The sequence below is a fragment of the Affinundibacterium amnicola genome (genome assembly GCF_014284275.1).
Classification (GTDB): domain Bacteria; phylum Pseudomonadota; class Gammaproteobacteria; order Burkholderiales; family Burkholderiaceae_D; genus Undibacterium; species Undibacterium amnicola.
On sequence record NZ_JACOFU010000008.1, the window covers coordinates 184,901 to 201,647 of the forward strand.

A 16,747-nucleotide genomic window follows, 5' to 3' on the forward strand; every position below is an offset into this window, starting at 1 on the left:
TAAAATCCTCAAAGGATGATGATCAGGCGCCCGTCTCCGCAAGCGCGAGACGGGCTGCAATGCTGGTAGCGTAAATACAGCCACGCTCCTAGCACCGCTCGTTATGCATAAGCCATCTGCTCTGAAGACGACACTGGCAACTGCTTTGCCGATTGCATACGTTTCCAACGCAATTCCAAAGCCGCGATACTGACAACATACATCGCCACCACAATCAGCGGCTGCAATACAAAGCTGTGTTCGGGATACATGATCCAAGCCAAAGTACATAAGATCGTACGAACCACCGCGTGAAACACACCAATCCAATGCTGTATCAACACGCTCAGCGGCAACCACATCAAGCCCGTCAAGATTGCTACCGCGAACGGCAAGCTACGATAGTTTTCCAAGAAAAAAGGGATGGCTAAGGCATAGCATAAGAAACTCATTGCGACTGCGGACAGAAATAGCGTATCGAAAAAGTTGCGCTTCTTGTTCGACTTAAACTTCAATTGTTCGCCCGTCAATTTTGCCAAGAACATCGCCAGATAAACGATACTGCCTGTGCCGATAAACACCGCTAACACTTGCGCTTTCGGGCTAAGTAAAGCGCCAGTCAAGATCAACGCGGACCACACCAAAATGCCAGCTAATGGCATCGCCAAAAAACGACGTTGACGAAATTCGGCTAGTTGTTGATCTAATGAAATCGACACGTTTGATGAAACTGATGAAGACATGATGAACTCCCTCTCAAAAATTCTGCAACGTGATTCGTGCAGCGATGGAGCTATGTTGAAGCAAAGGGCGGGCGCCGCATAGTAGCGTTTGTCATGACTTCACATGACATTTGTCATCCGTTTTCCTCATTGACTATCTGCGCGCTCTGCCATGCTCACCAAGGTAAAGCACATGACATGCGACGCGAAGCATCAAGATGTGAGACTTTTGATAAAGAAAGGGCGACAAACTTGGGATCAAGATAGGCTGCGCACTCTTTCTCACCACACCAAGGACAATATGAAAGCCATCAAGTTTCTCAGCGGATTGACTATCGTACTAGTCACCCTATTTTCCTTCAGCGGATGCGCAAGCATGGCTGGGCCACGCGAAGCGAAACAATCTGCCAGCATCGTCGATTATCTCTATCCCAAAGCCACCCAAGCACCACAACTTACGCCCGGGATCACCTATCTCAGACCACCTGTAAGAGTTGGTATCGCGTTCGTACCCAACGCCCCCGGCGCGCGCACTTTACCTGAAACAGAAAAAATCAAATTATTGGAACGTGTCAAAGCAGCGTTCACTGGGCAAGCTTTCATCGGCACTATCGACATCATTCCCTCACACTACTTAAAACCAAGCGGAGGTTTCGACAATATGGAGCAAGCCGCCCGTATGTTTAATGTCGATGTGATGGCGATGGTTTCCTACGATCAGGTTCAATTCACCGATGGCAATTCGCTGTCGTTCTTATATTGGACGGTGATCGGTGCCTACGTTGTACATGGCAATGAGCACGATACCCAAACCATGCTCGATATTTCTGTGTTTGACGTAGCAAGTCGCAAGTTACTGATGCGCGCACCAGGTACAAGTCAAGTAAAAGGTAGCGCCAATTTATCCAACTTCAGCGAACGTTCTCGCGCAGCGCGTACAGAAGGCTATAACAAAGCCGCAGATCAATTGATTCCGGCATTGCAAACTGAACTTACAGCTTTCCGTGAACGACTCAAAACGAATGACAAAATACGGGTTGAGCCGCGTGCTGGGTATCAAGGTGGTGGCCAGCCAGATTAAATTTAAGCTCGGCTGACCACTCAAATCGGCAGGCTTAAATCGCGCAGAAACTTAAAGCGTGGGCACAGAGATCCTGCCCACCCGACAACGCATCATCCCAAAGCCCGCAGCTCACGCAAGACCGTTTCCCACGCAGCCGTTGCCGGATCAATCAAAGCAAAGTGGCCGCATGCTGGCAATGACACTAATCGCGTCGCTGGAAATGCATCGCGGTATGTAGCGGCTAACACAGGCGGTACGATTGCATCATCATCGCCCTGAATGATGCTCACTGCCACGGCGGGTGCAGGCAAGTACATGGGATTGATGTCTGCACGTTGTACAGGGTCTTGCCCCAAGAAGCGCAGCACCGCACCATCGCCTAAGTTCATCGCATGTGCCATCTGCAAGTCGGCCGCTGGTGCCAATGCCACTACTCCTTGTATCGCAATAGAGGATGCAAGCTGAGCACATCGCGCTGCTGCCCACAATACCAAATGCCCGCCTGCAGAATGGCCGATTAGGAGCAACTTCCCGTTATGCTGCGCGACCTGCGCGGGCAGGCTAGTTAAGGCAGTCATCACATCGTCCAAAGTCACATCGGGCTCGCCCGATACACGGCGATATTCCAAAGTTACAGTCGTCCAGCCAGCCTCCGCCAAAGCGCTAGCCATTGCTTCGGCGTGGGCGCGATCATATTCTGGTTTCCAAAAACCGCCGTGAATTAAGATCAGCAAAGGGAGTGCATTACCGCGCGTGCCGTAACGAATATCGGCGACTTGATCTACGTGATTTCCGTAAGTAAGCGTTAAATCGGGGGGATTAGCCGTGCGGCTTAAGATGGATAGGTCTTCGGTCATTTTGTTTCGCTTTTTTTGGTCAACTTTTTTGGTCGGTTTCGCAGTTCTCGGTTTGATGATTCTTCGCTTGCAGAAATGGAAGTCAATAAGTAAGTGGGGTGTAATAGTCGAAGACGTATTACGCCATCCGCCAGATTGGCGTTCAATCGTCGCGTCATTTATTTGTTTGTAACGTGATCAAAAAATAGCCGCAAGCTTCCTATTTGCGCGCGATCAAATATTTGCAATCGTCAATCCATCCTTGCAATTTCTTGTGTGCATGGACTTTCTGTTCCTGTGAAGATGTGCGGATAATATCAGCCATCAACTGTTGTATAGATACGCGTGAAGCTTCGGCTTGTGTGCGCTGCGCTGTCTGCTCTGCGGGTTCAAAATTAGCCAAGATCGCTCGCTGTATCATTGCTTGTGCCACCTCTCGGCTGGGCTTTTCATTTTGAATTTGCGTCAACAACTGCAAAACAGCACGTTGACGTGCCATGCTATCGTCAAGCCACTGCGTATAATTTGGTGGATGCTTGTCAAGATAATTGGCGATGATCGCTTCCTGTGTGCGACTGACGCTGCCAAGCCAGTCATCCGCTTGCTTTACCACTTTTTTGAAACGCGCTTTGGCCTGTTTTTCTGGCGTGAGATCTAAGTATTTGTCACGAAAATCTTCGTTGTTCTTCTCAAACTTACGCGCCAAATGCGCCTTTTGCGATGTATCCATCGCGAGCGCGAAATCAGTCAACTCTGGCAATGCCTTCAGCAAAACGCTTTGTGAGAATTGTTCAACTTGCTGGAAACTCGCTTCAAGTTCGATAGGACTCGGATTAGCTGCAAGCTTCGATTGCATTTGCGTTAAAGCTTGCACATACAGAGGCAACTGCGTCGTGCGGTGCCAGCTCAATAATTGCACGATATCTTGCTTTACTTTGGCCTTTTGTGCAGAACTGAAATCCACATAGCCATCTAACCACCAATACGCCAAGGTATCCGCATTGGAATAACCAAGCCGCGCCGTGCTGCAGCTACCTAGACAACTTAAAAACAATAGTACGAGCACAAGACGCACCAAACGAAATGGGCTGACAGGTTCATTCAAACTGTAATCGGCATTTAAGCTGAATGTCGTACGCAAATTGCTCTCCTCATTTCAATCAAAGTACACTGCATTTCTTCCATCTATTTCCTAAAGACTGCCGACGCCTTGATTGCCTTAGCTAGGCGAGTGGGCATGCAAAAAACTGATGGAATGTCATTGGGATTCTAATTCAATCGGCTTTTTCGGAAATTCGAGCCAATTCTAACACTGCCACATCCTGCAAAAATGTATTCATGTTGGAACTGACCCAAGCTTCTAGATCATAAAAGTATCTTGTACCGAAATTAGCTATTTGAGCAACTTAGCTGCATCAACCAACTGCACTTCATGCATCAAATTTAGATAGGCATCGAAGTAAGGTTTATGTGAAGAGCCTACCACCGATAAGACTTTCGCACCGGGTTGATTAGCAAAGGCACTGCGGATGTTGGCGACCATGCGCAAATTGCGCGTCTCCCACCAAGCAACATATTGACGTCCGTACAGCTCAGGCGTGGCGTGCTTAATACCGCCACCAAAGTCTGCGGCAATAAATGCGCGCAACTTCGCTGGATTATTGAAGTAGCGATACAGATTCAAGATATCATGCGGTGAATCTAACTTCGCTTCCAAGGCTTGAGACTCCTTTTTCTCAGGGATATCGATCTTACTCCACATATCCTGCAAAGCCTCGCCAAACTTATGTCCTGCTTTGTCCGTAATATCGTCGGCAGTATGATCATCGGTTGCATACACACGTTCTAGCCCAAGCCTTGCTGCCAATACTGCAGCGACCTCATAATTTTCATTGTATTTTGGCGTTTCGCGATTGAGGAATTTCAACATATTCTCCGCAATGCCATCTGTCGCCTTGCGTTCATTCACATCGAGTCGCAACCATTGCACCAAAGCCGAAGCACGATCATTCGCCGCCAAAAACACGGCGACCAAGCGACGACGTTCGGTTGGACTCGGTGTCGTTTTAGTTTGCTGCGCCCACGCTTTTAAAGTCGCTTGAATTTCCACTAATGCCTCTTGCAAGCCGAGGCCAATGGCTTTCTGTGCTGGTGCAGGATCCCAGCAATAATCTTTAAAGACATCAGGATGTGTCACCGCATTGACACGGACAAACTCGCACTGTTCGCCAGACAAAGCTTCAATCGTAATGATATCGGGTTTGTATTGCGCCAAACGATCCAGCAAGCCAGACAGATGCGCCCGATTTAATTTATCGCCATACGCACTCAAATGCGGCGATCCCAATACCAACACTTGCGTTGCTTTTCCATGCACATCTTTTTTCCAGGTACGCGGATCAAAGTCGGCAGTTTGTGCTTGTACGACGGGGTGGCAAAAACTAGCGAAGCAGGCCAACGCTAACAACGATTTTTTCATATGCAGTCTCTTTCATGTGTGAAAAAAGACGAGCTTATCAAAGGTAAAAGTTCGCGGAGATAGGAGAGCGATAGAGTGCAAAATAGTGGCCGTGTTCTGCACATACCGAAGAGTGAAGTGTAGCGATTTGAAGAATTTTAGAATGCGATTACACCTAACAATCCTATCCCCGACACTGGGTCGGGGATAGGGATGCTAGCTTAAAGCTTAAAACTTATATTCGTAAGTCATACTGAAGTTACGCGCTGTTGGTACAGCTCGTGCAGATTGGCTTCTGGTGTTGCCGACGCTGGCGTAAGTAAGTGAATCATAGGCTTTACCACCAAGCAGATTATTCACCGCAAAGCGTAATTGACTTTGTTTGTCGAATTTCCACAGTGCATACACATCGACATTCTTAGGTGTCTTTAAGTATTGGCGCTCTGTCAGGCTAATTTGCTGCCAATGTGAATCTTGAATCTTCGCACTAACACCCGCAGTGAGTGGGATATCTTTCGCACGATAATTTGCACCTAAAGTAACGACGTATTCATATGGCGTCAGCGAGTTATACGGTGTCGCTAAATCTTTGACATTCGACCAGAAATGCGAATAACTGGCAGAAAAATCCATGTCCGGCGCCTTATCCATCCAACGCTTCAATGGGAATTGTGTAGATAACTCTATGCTTTGACTTTGTGCAGTACCAGCGTTCACAAATTTTTTCCAGTAGGCCTTATCAGCTTCATATACGACTTCGCGATGAATATCCTTGATCGCTTGAGCTTTTGCACGAATTGCGTAATTCAGACCATCTTTGCCATTGTGTTCAAATGCCGCGTCTAAGCTCCAAGACAGCTCTGGACGCAAGTTCGGATTACCCACAATGTTCGGGCTTTCGATGGAATTATTGATGACATAAATTTTCGGCATCAAGAGTTGTGTTCCCTCTGGCGCTTTAAATGTACGGGACACACCAAGACGAATTCGCTCGGTGTTTTGTGGATCGAGCTGCCACATGGTTTGGATCACTGGGCTCAAGACACTAGCGCGATTGGTGACTTTTTCACCATCATTATTCTCGGTACGAATGCCTTGTGATTCCCAACGCAAACCCAAAGAAACAGAAGAATTTTTCTTGAATTTCCAATCATCTTGGACAAAGAACGCGGCATTATCCATGACGGAGTTTGCGCTGTGCGGACGATAGATCGCGCCTTGATTGGTCGCAAATTTATCCGTCTGATTGTTATCGACATCCACATCAGCACGCCATCCAGACCAGCCAACAATGAGGTCATGTTCCGCATTGGTTGGAATATTGAATTTACCGTTGGTGATGCCTACCGTGACATGCACATCGGTGTTGAGGTCACGATTAAATTTAAGTGTTCCATCAGGTAAATAATTTTGTGAGCGGGAACGTGCAATGAAATTTTGCGCTTGGAAACCTGCGGTGACATCAACACCTATTTGATTATCCAAAGTAGTGACAGCCTTAAGTGTGCTACCAAAATTGGTGCCGCGATTCGTATCTTGTGAAGTCGTTTTGCCGATTTCAAACACCCGTCCTGACAGGTTGTTGAACTGGCTTGTACTTTCAGAGTCGAAACGGTTATGCGCAACAATAGACGTTGATGTCAGGTTGATGTTGGAATCCGTTTTGTATTGGATTCTTGGCGAAATACGGAGTGATTCATCGCTACGCTTGCTGTTCGAGGTATTCTGGAATTGGCTCTTGCTTCCTAATAAGATATTTTCATTCACGTAATTCGTAGTCGAGTCTTCTGACTGTCCAGCACTCATACGATCTTTAGACAAGCTAACGCTCACGGTATGTGAGAGATTGCCGTTTTTATCGGAGTGAAACCAATCTACGCTGCCATTATTTTTGAACATGTGACCGATGCTGGCCTTGATACTATGTTGCTTGTTTGATGCCGATTTTTTGAGGATGATATTAATCGTACCTGCCATCGCTTGCGTACTAAATTGCGCATTCGCACCACGATAAATTTCAACGCGCTCAATCATGTTCAGTGGAATATCTTCCACCGTAATGCCGCGCGGCGCCTCACCGTCAATCAGAATTTGCGTGTAACCAGCCGCCATCCCTAAGAGATGAAGTTTATTATTAGTAACTTGCACACCTGGAACACGCTTCATCGCTTCGACGATGTTGTTGTCACCAAAACGCGTAAGTTCAGCATTGCTCACAATCGATCGCGAAGCCGTTTCTGTACGAGCAAATTGCTCTTGTGATTTGCCTTGTACTTCAACGCGCTGTGTTTGTGCTTGTGTTTGTGTTTGGGCTTGTGTTTTCGCATCGCTAGCCTGCTGCGCATGCGCAGAAACAGCAATAACATTGCAGAGAATTAAAGTGATGACTGAGCTTTTTGGTGTGTGCATGATCGCCTCGAAAGAAAAGAAAAACAGTGCTAGCTGTTGACGGCTCGCACTGTATCGAACTTTTCTTTGTGTGATTTGGAATATGCGACGAAACGACAAAAAATGGCGACGAAAAAACGAATTGTCGTGCCGAACTTATTTCGAGAAAATCAAAAAACCGCAATCTTAAATCCTAGCGAAACCCGTTTTCCGTGCTTCTTAGCATTCAAAAATATCACTGAATAAGCGTTCAAAACCTGAGAAAAACTGGTCGAAGTCTGGCTAGAAAAGCACAGCGCTAGGCAATTTCATTCCCGCTCCGTCATGAGCCAACACGATATAAATAGCGATACGCTAGTAAACACGCCGCAGAGCAACCATACACTGGCCGACAAATGACCTTGGGCTAAATCCTGCCAAGCATGGTGAAACAACTGGCTTGATGAAGTCTGCCATAGTAATGCTGCCAAGCCTAACAGTAACGCGATCAAAAAATGCGGGGAATAACGCGGTCTTTTCGACGGAATAGTTTGCATCAGACGGCCTGAGAAACCGTCGTCTGCAACGGGCGCTTCGTAATAGTCACGCAACAAGGTATCAAGGTTCGGGACGAAATTTTGATCACTGGTCGAATCAAAATTCGGATCAAAATCTGATTCGTCATTTGCATCACGATTCGAATTAACTTCATGGTTCATCACGCGCTTCCCTTCGTTCTATTATCTTTCACTTCTTTTTCACGCATCTTCCAGTCATTTTTCCATGCACCAAGCCAAGTTTGTAATTTGGATTTAGCACGTGTCGCATTGGTTTTCACTGTTCCTAGTGGCAAACCCAAAATTTGCGAAGCTTCTTCATGACTTAGATCTAGTTGTACACAATGCAGTAACACCAACTGTTCTGTAGGATTCAAGCGTTGCATCGCACGTTCAAAATCTAAACGCAAATCAATCTCACCAGCGGCACACCAGGCCAACACTTCATCGACTTCCGTGCCGTCAGTGAAGCTTGCGGTGTTTTTTACTTTTTCGGCTTGCCTCAAAAAATTCGTGTAAGCGATACGATAAAGCCAGGTTGCGAATCGTGCCTCGCCGCGATACTGGTCGAGTTTGCGCCAAGCAAGCAAAAACGTCTCTTGTGCCAAATCATCCGCCAAACCATGGTCGCCTTTGGTCAAGCGTCGCAATAGCGCACGCACCACGCCCTGATGGCGCCGCACTAGCTGTTCAAAAGCTTGGCTATCTTGATTAAGGCTAGCCCTAACAACGAGCGCTTGATCGATGCGTTGCTCGTTGTGTTTGTCATGCATGCTCTGCATCGCGACGATTCAACCACCAGCTCAATAAGTAACCCAAGCCCGTAATCAAAGGTAAGAGTCCCAAGCCCCATAGCTCCGCTAACCGATGTCCATCGTTAAACTCCAGCGGTAATACGGCGAACATCATCATGACACCAAGGCCGATACTAACCAAGGTAATGCCGCGGCGACGTTCACAAAACGCAAGGCGTGGTTCAGTTAGCAAAGGAACAGGCAAATCCACGCCTTTATCGGCCAAGTACATCAAGGTCTGATAGCGCGCTTTGGTTTGTTGATGGCGAAAGAAAAACACCACCAACACCGCCAGCACTGGCGCAAAACACAAAATCAGGGGGATTACAAATTCGATTCTCATTTTGTTTTTCCTTTCTGTGTCGTGCTCATTTTTACTGGAACACGCAATGGCATACGATTGCCGTAATATTGCACTAATTCGCCGGCGGCTGGTGGATCAAAATTAGACAAGGCAATGACTACATCACCAGTTGCCGGATAAACTCTCAGTGCGCCATTCATTCCATCGGCACCACCCTCATGTCCGTAGTGACGTGTATTTGCGGAGCCACCTAATTGGAATCCATATGCATAGAGCTGGCTCGTAGTTTGCGCTTGCGTCGCTTTAGCAAGCCAAGACGCAGAAAGCAAACGACCTTGTAACAAGGCGTGACTAAAGCGAATCAGATCACCAGCGGTTGAGTAACCACCGCCAGCGGCCGTACCTCTCCATGGCAAGCTTTTCCGATTATCGACCAAGCCAGACTCCGCATGTGTGTAACCTACCGAAATCTGTCGTGCCACCTGCGACTCAGGCTCAGATCCAGTATCACGCATACCGGCTGGCGTTAAGATCGCGTCTTGAATCGCACTATGGTAAGACTTGCCCGTGACTGCTTCAATAATGGCGCCCAGCAGCACGTAACCATAATTGGAATAAGCTTCTTTGCTGCCTGGTACAAACGCCGGTGCACGCGCACCAAACAAGGCAATATAATCCTGATGTTCACGAATGCTGTCACGTTGCTTTTCGTATTCTTCCGTAAAAATATCGCCAGTCCCGGCAGTGTGGGTTAGTAACTGATGGATCGTCACTTGATTCGCTAAGGATTGATTGGGATAACTAGGCAGATAACGTGCGATAGGCACATCTAAGGCAAGACGCTGTTGTTCCGCCAATTGCAAGATCGCCACCGCTGTCAACATCTTGTACATCGAAGCCAAACGAAAACGCGTCTGCATCGTGTTATTCAGTTTGCGTTCACGATCTGCCTCACCCCAACTTTGCGAGTGAAGCAAAACGCCATTGCGTGCCACCGCAAACACACCAGAAAAACGTCCCGCTTTGACCAAGTTATCGGCTTTCCGTGTTAGCTGCTGCCAGGCTTGCTGCGATGAAAGACGCTGTGGCATAAGATCATCAGGAACAACCGGCATAGGGGCTAGGCGAAAGCTCTTCACCTGCTCGGGCTTCTGATCATCCACTTCCAACTCCATAGTGCCAACGCGATCACCATCTTTCTCACGTAACACCAGCGACACACGATAAGGACCTGTCTGCGAGATGCGCACCAAATCCAAGCCCCCTGTCATATTCCTTAAGCCCAATTCATTTTCCACCGACAAATTAGGATCATGCGCGCTCTTAAATGCCTCAAGCAAATCAGCGCGGCCTGAATTGAATGCCTGCAAACGCAACTCAGCCAAACGCCCCGCTGGCGTTTTAGGAAATGGAATAACAGCGGCCAACGCAGATGAGGCACAACAAACACCTGCTAATGCCAAAGCGAATACTGGGCGCTGCCATATTTTTAATAATTTCATGTTTTTCTCTCTCAAAAGTGAACAATCACCTGCTTAGATACGGTAACGAGAAAATTTGGATTCATGTTTGAAAAAAATATTGTTGAATCATGATTTGACCCAGTTACGACATGTGATGTTTTTGAAGCGGTGTGATCACTATTTGTCGTTATCGAAACGAGGGTGTTGATTTAGCGACTCTTGATCAAGCTTCAGGGAGCGACATCGATTGTTTTTCTTAAGTGACAGCCCTTGTCGCTTTTATAGTCGCCACAATTCGACTATCCATATTTGAAGACAAACTTCCCGTATTAGCTTCGGCTAATCTCCAGATTGAAGCTAACTCTTTCGTTGTTGCATCAAGAATGCGATGGCGGGGTGCCATGTACGCAAAGTAAATATCTAATTTTTAATGAAAATTAATATGATATTCTCATCACTTCCAATAACTGGGAGAACAAAACTATGCAAGCATCACGACTTTTAAGATTGGCGACACTCATGCTCTTGCCGATCGCAGGTGCAAGCGCTAGCGCCCAATCGGTCGATGAACAAATAAGCCGCATCACGAGCACAATGACGCCCAGCATCGTGGTCAAGGGCGCGCCGGAAAAATATCACACGCTGGCCGACACGATGGCCAAATATAATGTGCCTGGCGTATCAATTGCGCTTATCCATGACGGCAAACTCGCTTGGGCACAAGGTTTCGGCGTAAAGACTGCTGGCAGCAAAGATGCCGTCACAAGCAACACCCTGTTTCAAGCCGCGTCGATCAGCAAGCCCGTCTCTGCGACCGCAATGCTCAAATTAGTAGAGCAAGGAAAGCTCTCGCTCGATACGCCTATCAATACTTATCTCAAGACTTGGCAATTACCAGACAACGAATTTACCAAAACCGAACCAGTGACTTTACGTCGTTTAGTGTCGCACTCGGCTGGCTTGAATGTCCATGGTTTTCCTGGTTATGCAAGTGACGCAAAAGTGCCCACTGTCCAACAGATACTCGACGGCAAAGCGCCTGCTAACACCAAAGCATTACAGGTTGTCATGACACCTGGATCAACCTGGAGATACTCCGGTGGTGGCACGACTATCATGCAACTAGCGATGGTAGAGACTACCGGTGAGGCCTTTCCCGCACTAATGCAAAGACTCGTACTTGATCCTATCGGCATGCAGAACAGCGCCTTTGAGCAGCCGCTATCCAAAGCCAAACAAGACCTCGCTGCTGCCGGACACGACGATCAAGGAAAAATGGTTGGCGGACGCTGGCACACCTATCCTGAATTAGCCGCAGCAGGCTTATGGACGACGCCAACTGATTTGACCAAGTGGGCCATCGAAATCGCCGAGGCACGCGCTGGTAAATCGACAAAGACCCTGTCGCAAAAAATGGCGACCGAGATGCTCACGGTACAAAAAGCGCCTTCTGGCTTAGGCCCTGCTCTAGGAAACGCCGGCGATGCACTGTATTTTCAACATGGTGGCAGCAACGAAGGATACAGTTGTTTTGTCGCTTATTTTCCCGCCCTTGGTCGTGGCGCGGCGATCATGACGAATGGCGACGCTGGCTCTGTCGTTTATCGCCAAATACTCAATGCGCTTGCCAAAGAATATCAATGGCCCGGCTACAAAGCGCGCGAGATTGAAACAGTCGCGCCAGACGCAAGCACCTTGGCGCAATTAGTTGGCGAATACCCATTACCAGCAATGTCACCGAACGACACGCCTCGATCTGCGTTCATCACCCAAGAAAATGGGAAACTCATGATCGAGGCAGCGCAGTTTTTAGCAAAGGATGAAATCGTGCTGCTCGCTAATGATGAACTGATCGTACCTGACAACGGATTTCAGTTAAAACTCGCCAGAGATAAGGATGGTCGCGTTACGCATTTGGAATTTGGCTCAAGAAAAATTGTGAAGAAAAATCGGTAGCCCATCCGACAGATAAAAAGGCTAGCCATCATTTTAGGGCTAGCCTTTGAAACGAATTTTTTCCCGCTCAGATTAGCTATTGATCAACGTTAAGTCCTTGGATGTGTTGCATTCAGATCTGGTACCAAATTTATTTTCGATACCGAACAAAATAGAAGATACATAAGACGATCAGAAATGGAATACCGGTTGCCAAGGTCATCGCGAATTCTTGGGTGAATGCGGTGGTGATCATCAAAGCCAACATCAAACCCGCGCCCAACAAAGTGAACCAAGGAAATCCCCACATCTGAAACGCCAATCGTTCCTTACCCGCACGATTCCGAGAACGGCGAAAGAAATAATGCGTGACGAAGATCATCAACCAAGTAAACATCGCACCAAACATTGAGATCGCCATCATCAGCATAAAGGCATTGCTCGGATAAATCACACTCAGTAGGGTAGCGATAGCGATCCCCACGCAAGACAAGATAAGAGCACGCATGGGTGAGCCTTGACGATTTAACTGCCCCAATCCAGCTGGCGCAAAGCCACCTCGCGCTAAACCAAACATCATGCGAGTCGCCGCGTAGAGCTGGCTATTCATGGCCGACAAAGCAGCAATCAAAATCACAAAATTAATCACGCCAGCCGCACCCGGTATCTGCAAGGCTTCCATCGTTGTGACGAAAGGACTCTTATCTTGACCCGCCCGCGTCCACGGCACAATCGCTAATACCAAAGCCAAAGTCAGCATATAGAAAATCACTAAACGCAGCAGGGCAGATCTAAACGCCCCCGTAATTGCCTGCTCTGGATTTTCTGCTTCGCCCGCCGCCACCGCGATCATTTCTATACTCAAATAACTGAACAAAGCCACCACCACTGCCAGCCACATTCCCCATCCGCCCTTCGGAAAGAAACCACCATGACTAACATAATGATGAAAGCCAATGTCGCGAGTCGCTGGTGCGCTAATCAAGAGATACGAGCCAAGTAAAATGAAGACCATAATCGCAATCACTTTGATACTCGAAAACCAGTATTCAATGGTGCCAAACACTTTCACACTCATCGCATTGGCAATCACTAAGCATGCCGAGAAACCGCTTATCCACAACCACCCTGGTGAATCGGGAAACCAAAACTGCATATACAAAGCGATCGCCGTCACTTCCGTACCGATCACCAATACATTCGCCGCCCAATAAGCATAGCGAACCAAAAAACCCGCCAGCGGATGCACATAGTGTTCAGCCAAAGCACCAAACGAACCGCCACCTGGATGCGCTACCGTCATTTCAGCCAAACTAGCGATCAACAACAAAGCAATCACTGCACCAATTGCATAACTAATCAATACACTGGGTCCAGCAAAACTAATCGCAAAGCCGCTACCCAAAAACAATCCCGTACCAATCGCTCCACCCAAGGCAATCATGGTCATCTGACGACGACTCAAATGCCGCTGCAAACCAGCTTCTCGGGTCGTAATCTCAGCAAAGCTCGCATTCTCTTGTTTCATTCTGTCTCCGGTTATTGGCGGTAGCGATATTGAGTATCGACGCTAATGATTTGGGCGAATCTGCAACACGAGCAGATTAAGCAACTGCGGAATACTACGCTGGAAATTGGCGCAGTAATAAAGAATTGGACACTCAGCTACGGTACAGCGTTGCAATTTAACGTCTAGCTTGCGAATGTGGTAGTGATCAGTGGCGATGCTAAGCTGGCGCAATGGCAACTAGACCTCAGATGTCGCGATGCAGTGAGATCGTGCCTTTCTCAGCGATTTCACCAAGCCATTCGCCTAGCGTGTCGTGTTCGCTGAACTTATTTTCCTCGGCTTCCGTACGTCGCTCGTGCAACCATGGCGTCACCGATCAGGAAGGAATAATCGCCGACCTGAGCCCTTTATCCTTTTTTGTTTGAGACTTTTAGCCAAGGAAATGATCTCTTTCTTCGGATACAATACAGATGAAATTAAACCCGAACCTCGTCTTGTTGGCAGTATCTGGAATTACTCATGAAAAAGATGCAAATTCGCCGATTCATTGTCGCCTGTCTGTGTATTCCCTTGAGTTCGACCGTGTACGCTGAGGATGTTGTCACTGTCGCTTGGCGGATTAAGCCACCGCATCAATATACGGTTAATGAGCAGCCGCAAGGCATCTTAGTGGATCGGGTTAAAAAAGTTTTTTCATTGGCAAAAATCAAGACGCAATTTGTCGAAGAGCCTACGAATAGAATTTTCTATAATTTCAAGAATGGAAGAAAAAATTATTGCGCATTTGGTTTGTATTATGTGGCCGAACGTGAATCCTTCGCCCAATACAGCAAAGTTTTTCACAGAGACCCACCGCAAACCATCTTAGTCAGCCCGGCGGCGTTCAAGTTGGTCTCTGCGCATTTAACGCTGACATCCCTGTTAGCCGATGCGAACCTGACCTTAGGTGTTGTCGATACATCTTCTTACGGCCCTGAACTAGATGCCATGATCAAGGCTAGCAAGAACAAGATCCTGCGCAGCACTACCCTGCAAGCGAATATGGCACGCATGATCGCGGCAAATCGCGCCTCATTCATGTTTGTGGACAGGAAGGACTGGGAATATTTGAAAAAAAATGATGAGCATGTGCGCGGAGCTTCGCAAATCGACTTGCCCGATTTACCACCTAGCCAAAACCGCTACATTTTATGCAGTAAAGATATAACAGCTGCCCAGATGCAACGCATCAACAAGGCGATTCAAAAAGTTTATGTAGCGACGTCCGATAATTAATAAGGGCAGCATCGAGATGGGTGGGGCAACAGCAGGGATAGAGTAGAGAGCAACCACTGGCTTCGCTCTGTTCGACAAATGTCATAGCAAATATCACCACTTCAGCGCACATAAGATCGCGGTTTTATTTTTTAAATAAAATGCAAAAATGGCTAGATTAAATAAGCCTAGAGATTTATCATGCATGCGGGCACACGATCACCCGTGCTCATCACTTCGCTCACCTTAAACATGCGATCCACGCCAATTTAACGAATCCATACTCATGACATTTGCAAACTTCGCGGCCTGTCTATGCTTAACCCTTCCCATCCTGACAGCGAGTGCCCAAGACGACAACAAAGATAACAGCACCAGTCGGGTCGAAGTATCTTCACAAAGAGGTCTAGAGCTCAAGTCCTATGCACAAATGCAAAAAGGCTTAAAAGCCTATGCCGAATACAATACCCTCGCCCCCAACTCAGAACTGTTTTTTATTCTTATTCCCAAATCAAAAAACATGGGATTAGAAGGCGTCACCATGCGCCTAGCAAGCGATGAGAGGTCGATCAATATTCCGATTGATGCCAACGGTAAGTTTCAATTACCAGACATCGCACTCCAACATGAGGACGAATACGATCTGATCTTGAATAAACCTAAAGGCCAGTTTTACTTTAAGCCTTACGTTAAAAGTGCGAATTTACCCGACGATGCCAAACGCCTGGGTGATATCAGGCTCGAATGTCAGGTGCGATGGGCGGTTGAAAAACAAGACGTATCGATTGTCTTTCTTACGCATGTCAATTTGTTTGCGTCCGGTAATCCATGCACTTCCCGCGCAGTCAACGTCATGTACTTTGCGCCCTTGGATGTTAAAACAGTCGTTCTGAATACACCCAAATCTAAGCTAGAAAAGAAAGTAAACAGCAACGGACAATACAACCTCCCCATTTGGGATAGCAGCATCATCGATGATGCCTTAATCCATTACGAAAGAGAGTAATCGTCCACAACGCAAAAACTGGGAGTAGCCATTCGCCTATACACTACGATAGTCAAGCTATCGAACCGCCTGCTCGACCATGATGGAGACAAGTTGAGTCACGGCAGAATCAAACAAAATGGGGGGCGCAGGTTCAAAGGCCGTACTTTTTTTACGATTCACCTTACCCCAAATTCAAGCACTGTGATCAGGTCATTCACGTCTGAGGTCAAGACTTGACCTGCGCGAATATTCGCTCACCCATTACCGCGAGCAGTGACATGGTACAAGGCACCAGCAAACTCAGTAGGTAAGGGTCTCGCCATCACAGCCTTCCTCTAATTTATTGACAGATAAATGTAAGGTACTAGTGGATGAATTCAAATGTAAAGCCTGATAATCATCTAGCCGCCTCCCTCCAATAGCGTATGTCGTTGGAGTAAAGTTGAGTTGCGAAACGAAACTTTAACGGGGAGGACGGTATGTTATTTTGCGGCATAGACCTACATTCGAACAATAG

14 protein-coding genes are annotated in these 16,747 nt (G+C 47.3%); 4 read left to right on the top strand and 10 right to left on the bottom strand.

The window, feature by feature from the left end:
- Nucleotides 1-101 precede the first annotated feature (101 nt).
- On the bottom strand, nucleotides 102-722 hold the full coding sequence (locus H8K33_RS17035; protein WP_186892265.1) for a DUF7010 family protein: 621 nt from the start codon (nucleotides 720-722) through the stop codon (nucleotides 102-104).
- A gap of 280 nt (nucleotides 723-1,002) precedes the next feature.
- Here H8K33_RS17035 and rhlP point away from each other — a divergent pair, with 280 nt between their 5' ends.
- Nucleotides 1,003-1,782 carry a rhombotarget lipoprotein gene (gene rhlP, locus H8K33_RS17040; RefSeq protein WP_186892266.1) on the top strand — a complete coding sequence of 260 codons (780 nt, stop codon included), beginning with the start codon at nucleotides 1,003-1,005 and terminating at the stop codon, nucleotides 1,780-1,782.
- Between the two features lie 92 nt (nucleotides 1,783-1,874).
- Here rhlP and H8K33_RS17045 read toward each other — a convergent pair whose 3' ends face one another.
- From H8K33_RS17045 to H8K33_RS17080, 8 genes are all read right to left on the bottom strand, one after another.
- Nucleotides 1,875-2,621 carry an alpha/beta hydrolase gene (locus H8K33_RS17045; protein WP_186892267.1) on the bottom strand — a complete coding sequence of 249 codons (747 nt, stop codon included), beginning with the start codon at nucleotides 2,619-2,621 and terminating at the stop codon, nucleotides 1,875-1,877.
- 199 nt (nucleotides 2,622-2,820) lie between these two features.
- The gene (locus H8K33_RS17050; protein ID WP_186892268.1) at nucleotides 2,821-3,741 is read right to left on the bottom strand and encodes a DUF6279 family lipoprotein; all 921 of its coding nucleotides are present in this window, start codon (nucleotides 3,739-3,741) and stop codon (nucleotides 2,821-2,823) included.
- A 252-nt stretch (nucleotides 3,742-3,993) separates the two neighbouring features.
- Nucleotides 3,994-5,079: a DUF5694 domain-containing protein gene (locus H8K33_RS17055; RefSeq protein WP_186892269.1), complete on the bottom strand. Its 1,086-nt coding sequence runs from the start codon at nucleotides 5,077-5,079 to the stop codon at nucleotides 3,994-3,996.
- Between the two features lie 207 nt (nucleotides 5,080-5,286).
- The gene (locus H8K33_RS17060; protein WP_186892270.1) at nucleotides 5,287-7,467 is read right to left on the bottom strand and encodes a TonB-dependent receptor plug domain-containing protein; all 2,181 of its coding nucleotides are present in this window, start codon (nucleotides 7,465-7,467) and stop codon (nucleotides 5,287-5,289) included.
- Between the two features lie 287 nt (nucleotides 7,468-7,754).
- Complete coding sequence (locus H8K33_RS17065) at nucleotides 7,755-8,144, bottom strand: hypothetical protein (protein ID WP_186892271.1); 390 nt, start codon at nucleotides 8,142-8,144, stop codon at nucleotides 7,755-7,757.
- Complete coding sequence (locus tag H8K33_RS17070) at nucleotides 8,144-8,755, bottom strand: RNA polymerase sigma factor (protein WP_186892272.1); 612 nt, start codon at nucleotides 8,753-8,755, stop codon at nucleotides 8,144-8,146. Before H8K33_RS17070 ends, H8K33_RS17065 begins: the two co-directional genes overlap by 1 nt.
- A complete protein-coding gene (locus H8K33_RS17075) occupies nucleotides 8,748-9,119 on the bottom strand; it encodes a DUF6249 domain-containing protein (protein WP_186892273.1) in 372 nt (123 codons plus the stop codon). Before H8K33_RS17075 ends, H8K33_RS17070 begins: the two co-directional genes overlap by 8 nt.
- On the bottom strand, nucleotides 9,116-10,582 hold the full coding sequence (locus H8K33_RS17080; RefSeq protein ID WP_186892274.1) for a serine hydrolase domain-containing protein: 1,467 nt from the start codon (nucleotides 10,580-10,582) through the stop codon (nucleotides 9,116-9,118). The genes H8K33_RS17075 and H8K33_RS17080 overlap by 4 nt, the downstream gene beginning before the upstream one ends.
- A gap of 444 nt (nucleotides 10,583-11,026) precedes the next feature.
- Between H8K33_RS17080 and H8K33_RS17085 the strand changes: the two genes are divergently transcribed.
- Nucleotides 11,027-12,499 (top strand): serine hydrolase domain-containing protein, encoded by a 1,473-nt coding sequence (locus H8K33_RS17085; RefSeq protein ID WP_186892275.1) that lies wholly within the window; start codon nucleotides 11,027-11,029, stop codon nucleotides 12,497-12,499.
- A 130-nt stretch (nucleotides 12,500-12,629) separates the two neighbouring features.
- Here the strand turns inward: H8K33_RS17085 and H8K33_RS17090 are convergent, their stop codons facing one another.
- Nucleotides 12,630-14,006 carry an amino acid permease gene (locus H8K33_RS17090; RefSeq protein WP_186892276.1) on the bottom strand — a complete coding sequence of 459 codons (1,377 nt, stop codon included), beginning with the start codon at nucleotides 14,004-14,006 and terminating at the stop codon, nucleotides 12,630-12,632.
- Between the two features lie 501 nt (nucleotides 14,007-14,507).
- On the opposite strand from H8K33_RS17090, the gene H8K33_RS17095 reads away from it, so the two are divergent.
- Together H8K33_RS17095 and H8K33_RS17100 are read left to right on the top strand one after the other, a co-directional pair.
- On the top strand, nucleotides 14,508-15,263 hold the full coding sequence (locus H8K33_RS17095) for a transporter substrate-binding domain-containing protein (protein ID WP_186892277.1): 756 nt from the start codon (nucleotides 14,508-14,510) through the stop codon (nucleotides 15,261-15,263).
- 265 nt (nucleotides 15,264-15,528) lie between these two features.
- Nucleotides 15,529-16,248: a hypothetical protein gene (locus H8K33_RS17100; protein WP_186892278.1), complete on the top strand. Its 720-nt coding sequence runs from the start codon at nucleotides 15,529-15,531 to the stop codon at nucleotides 16,246-16,248.
- Nucleotides 16,249-16,747: the final 499 nt, after the last annotated feature.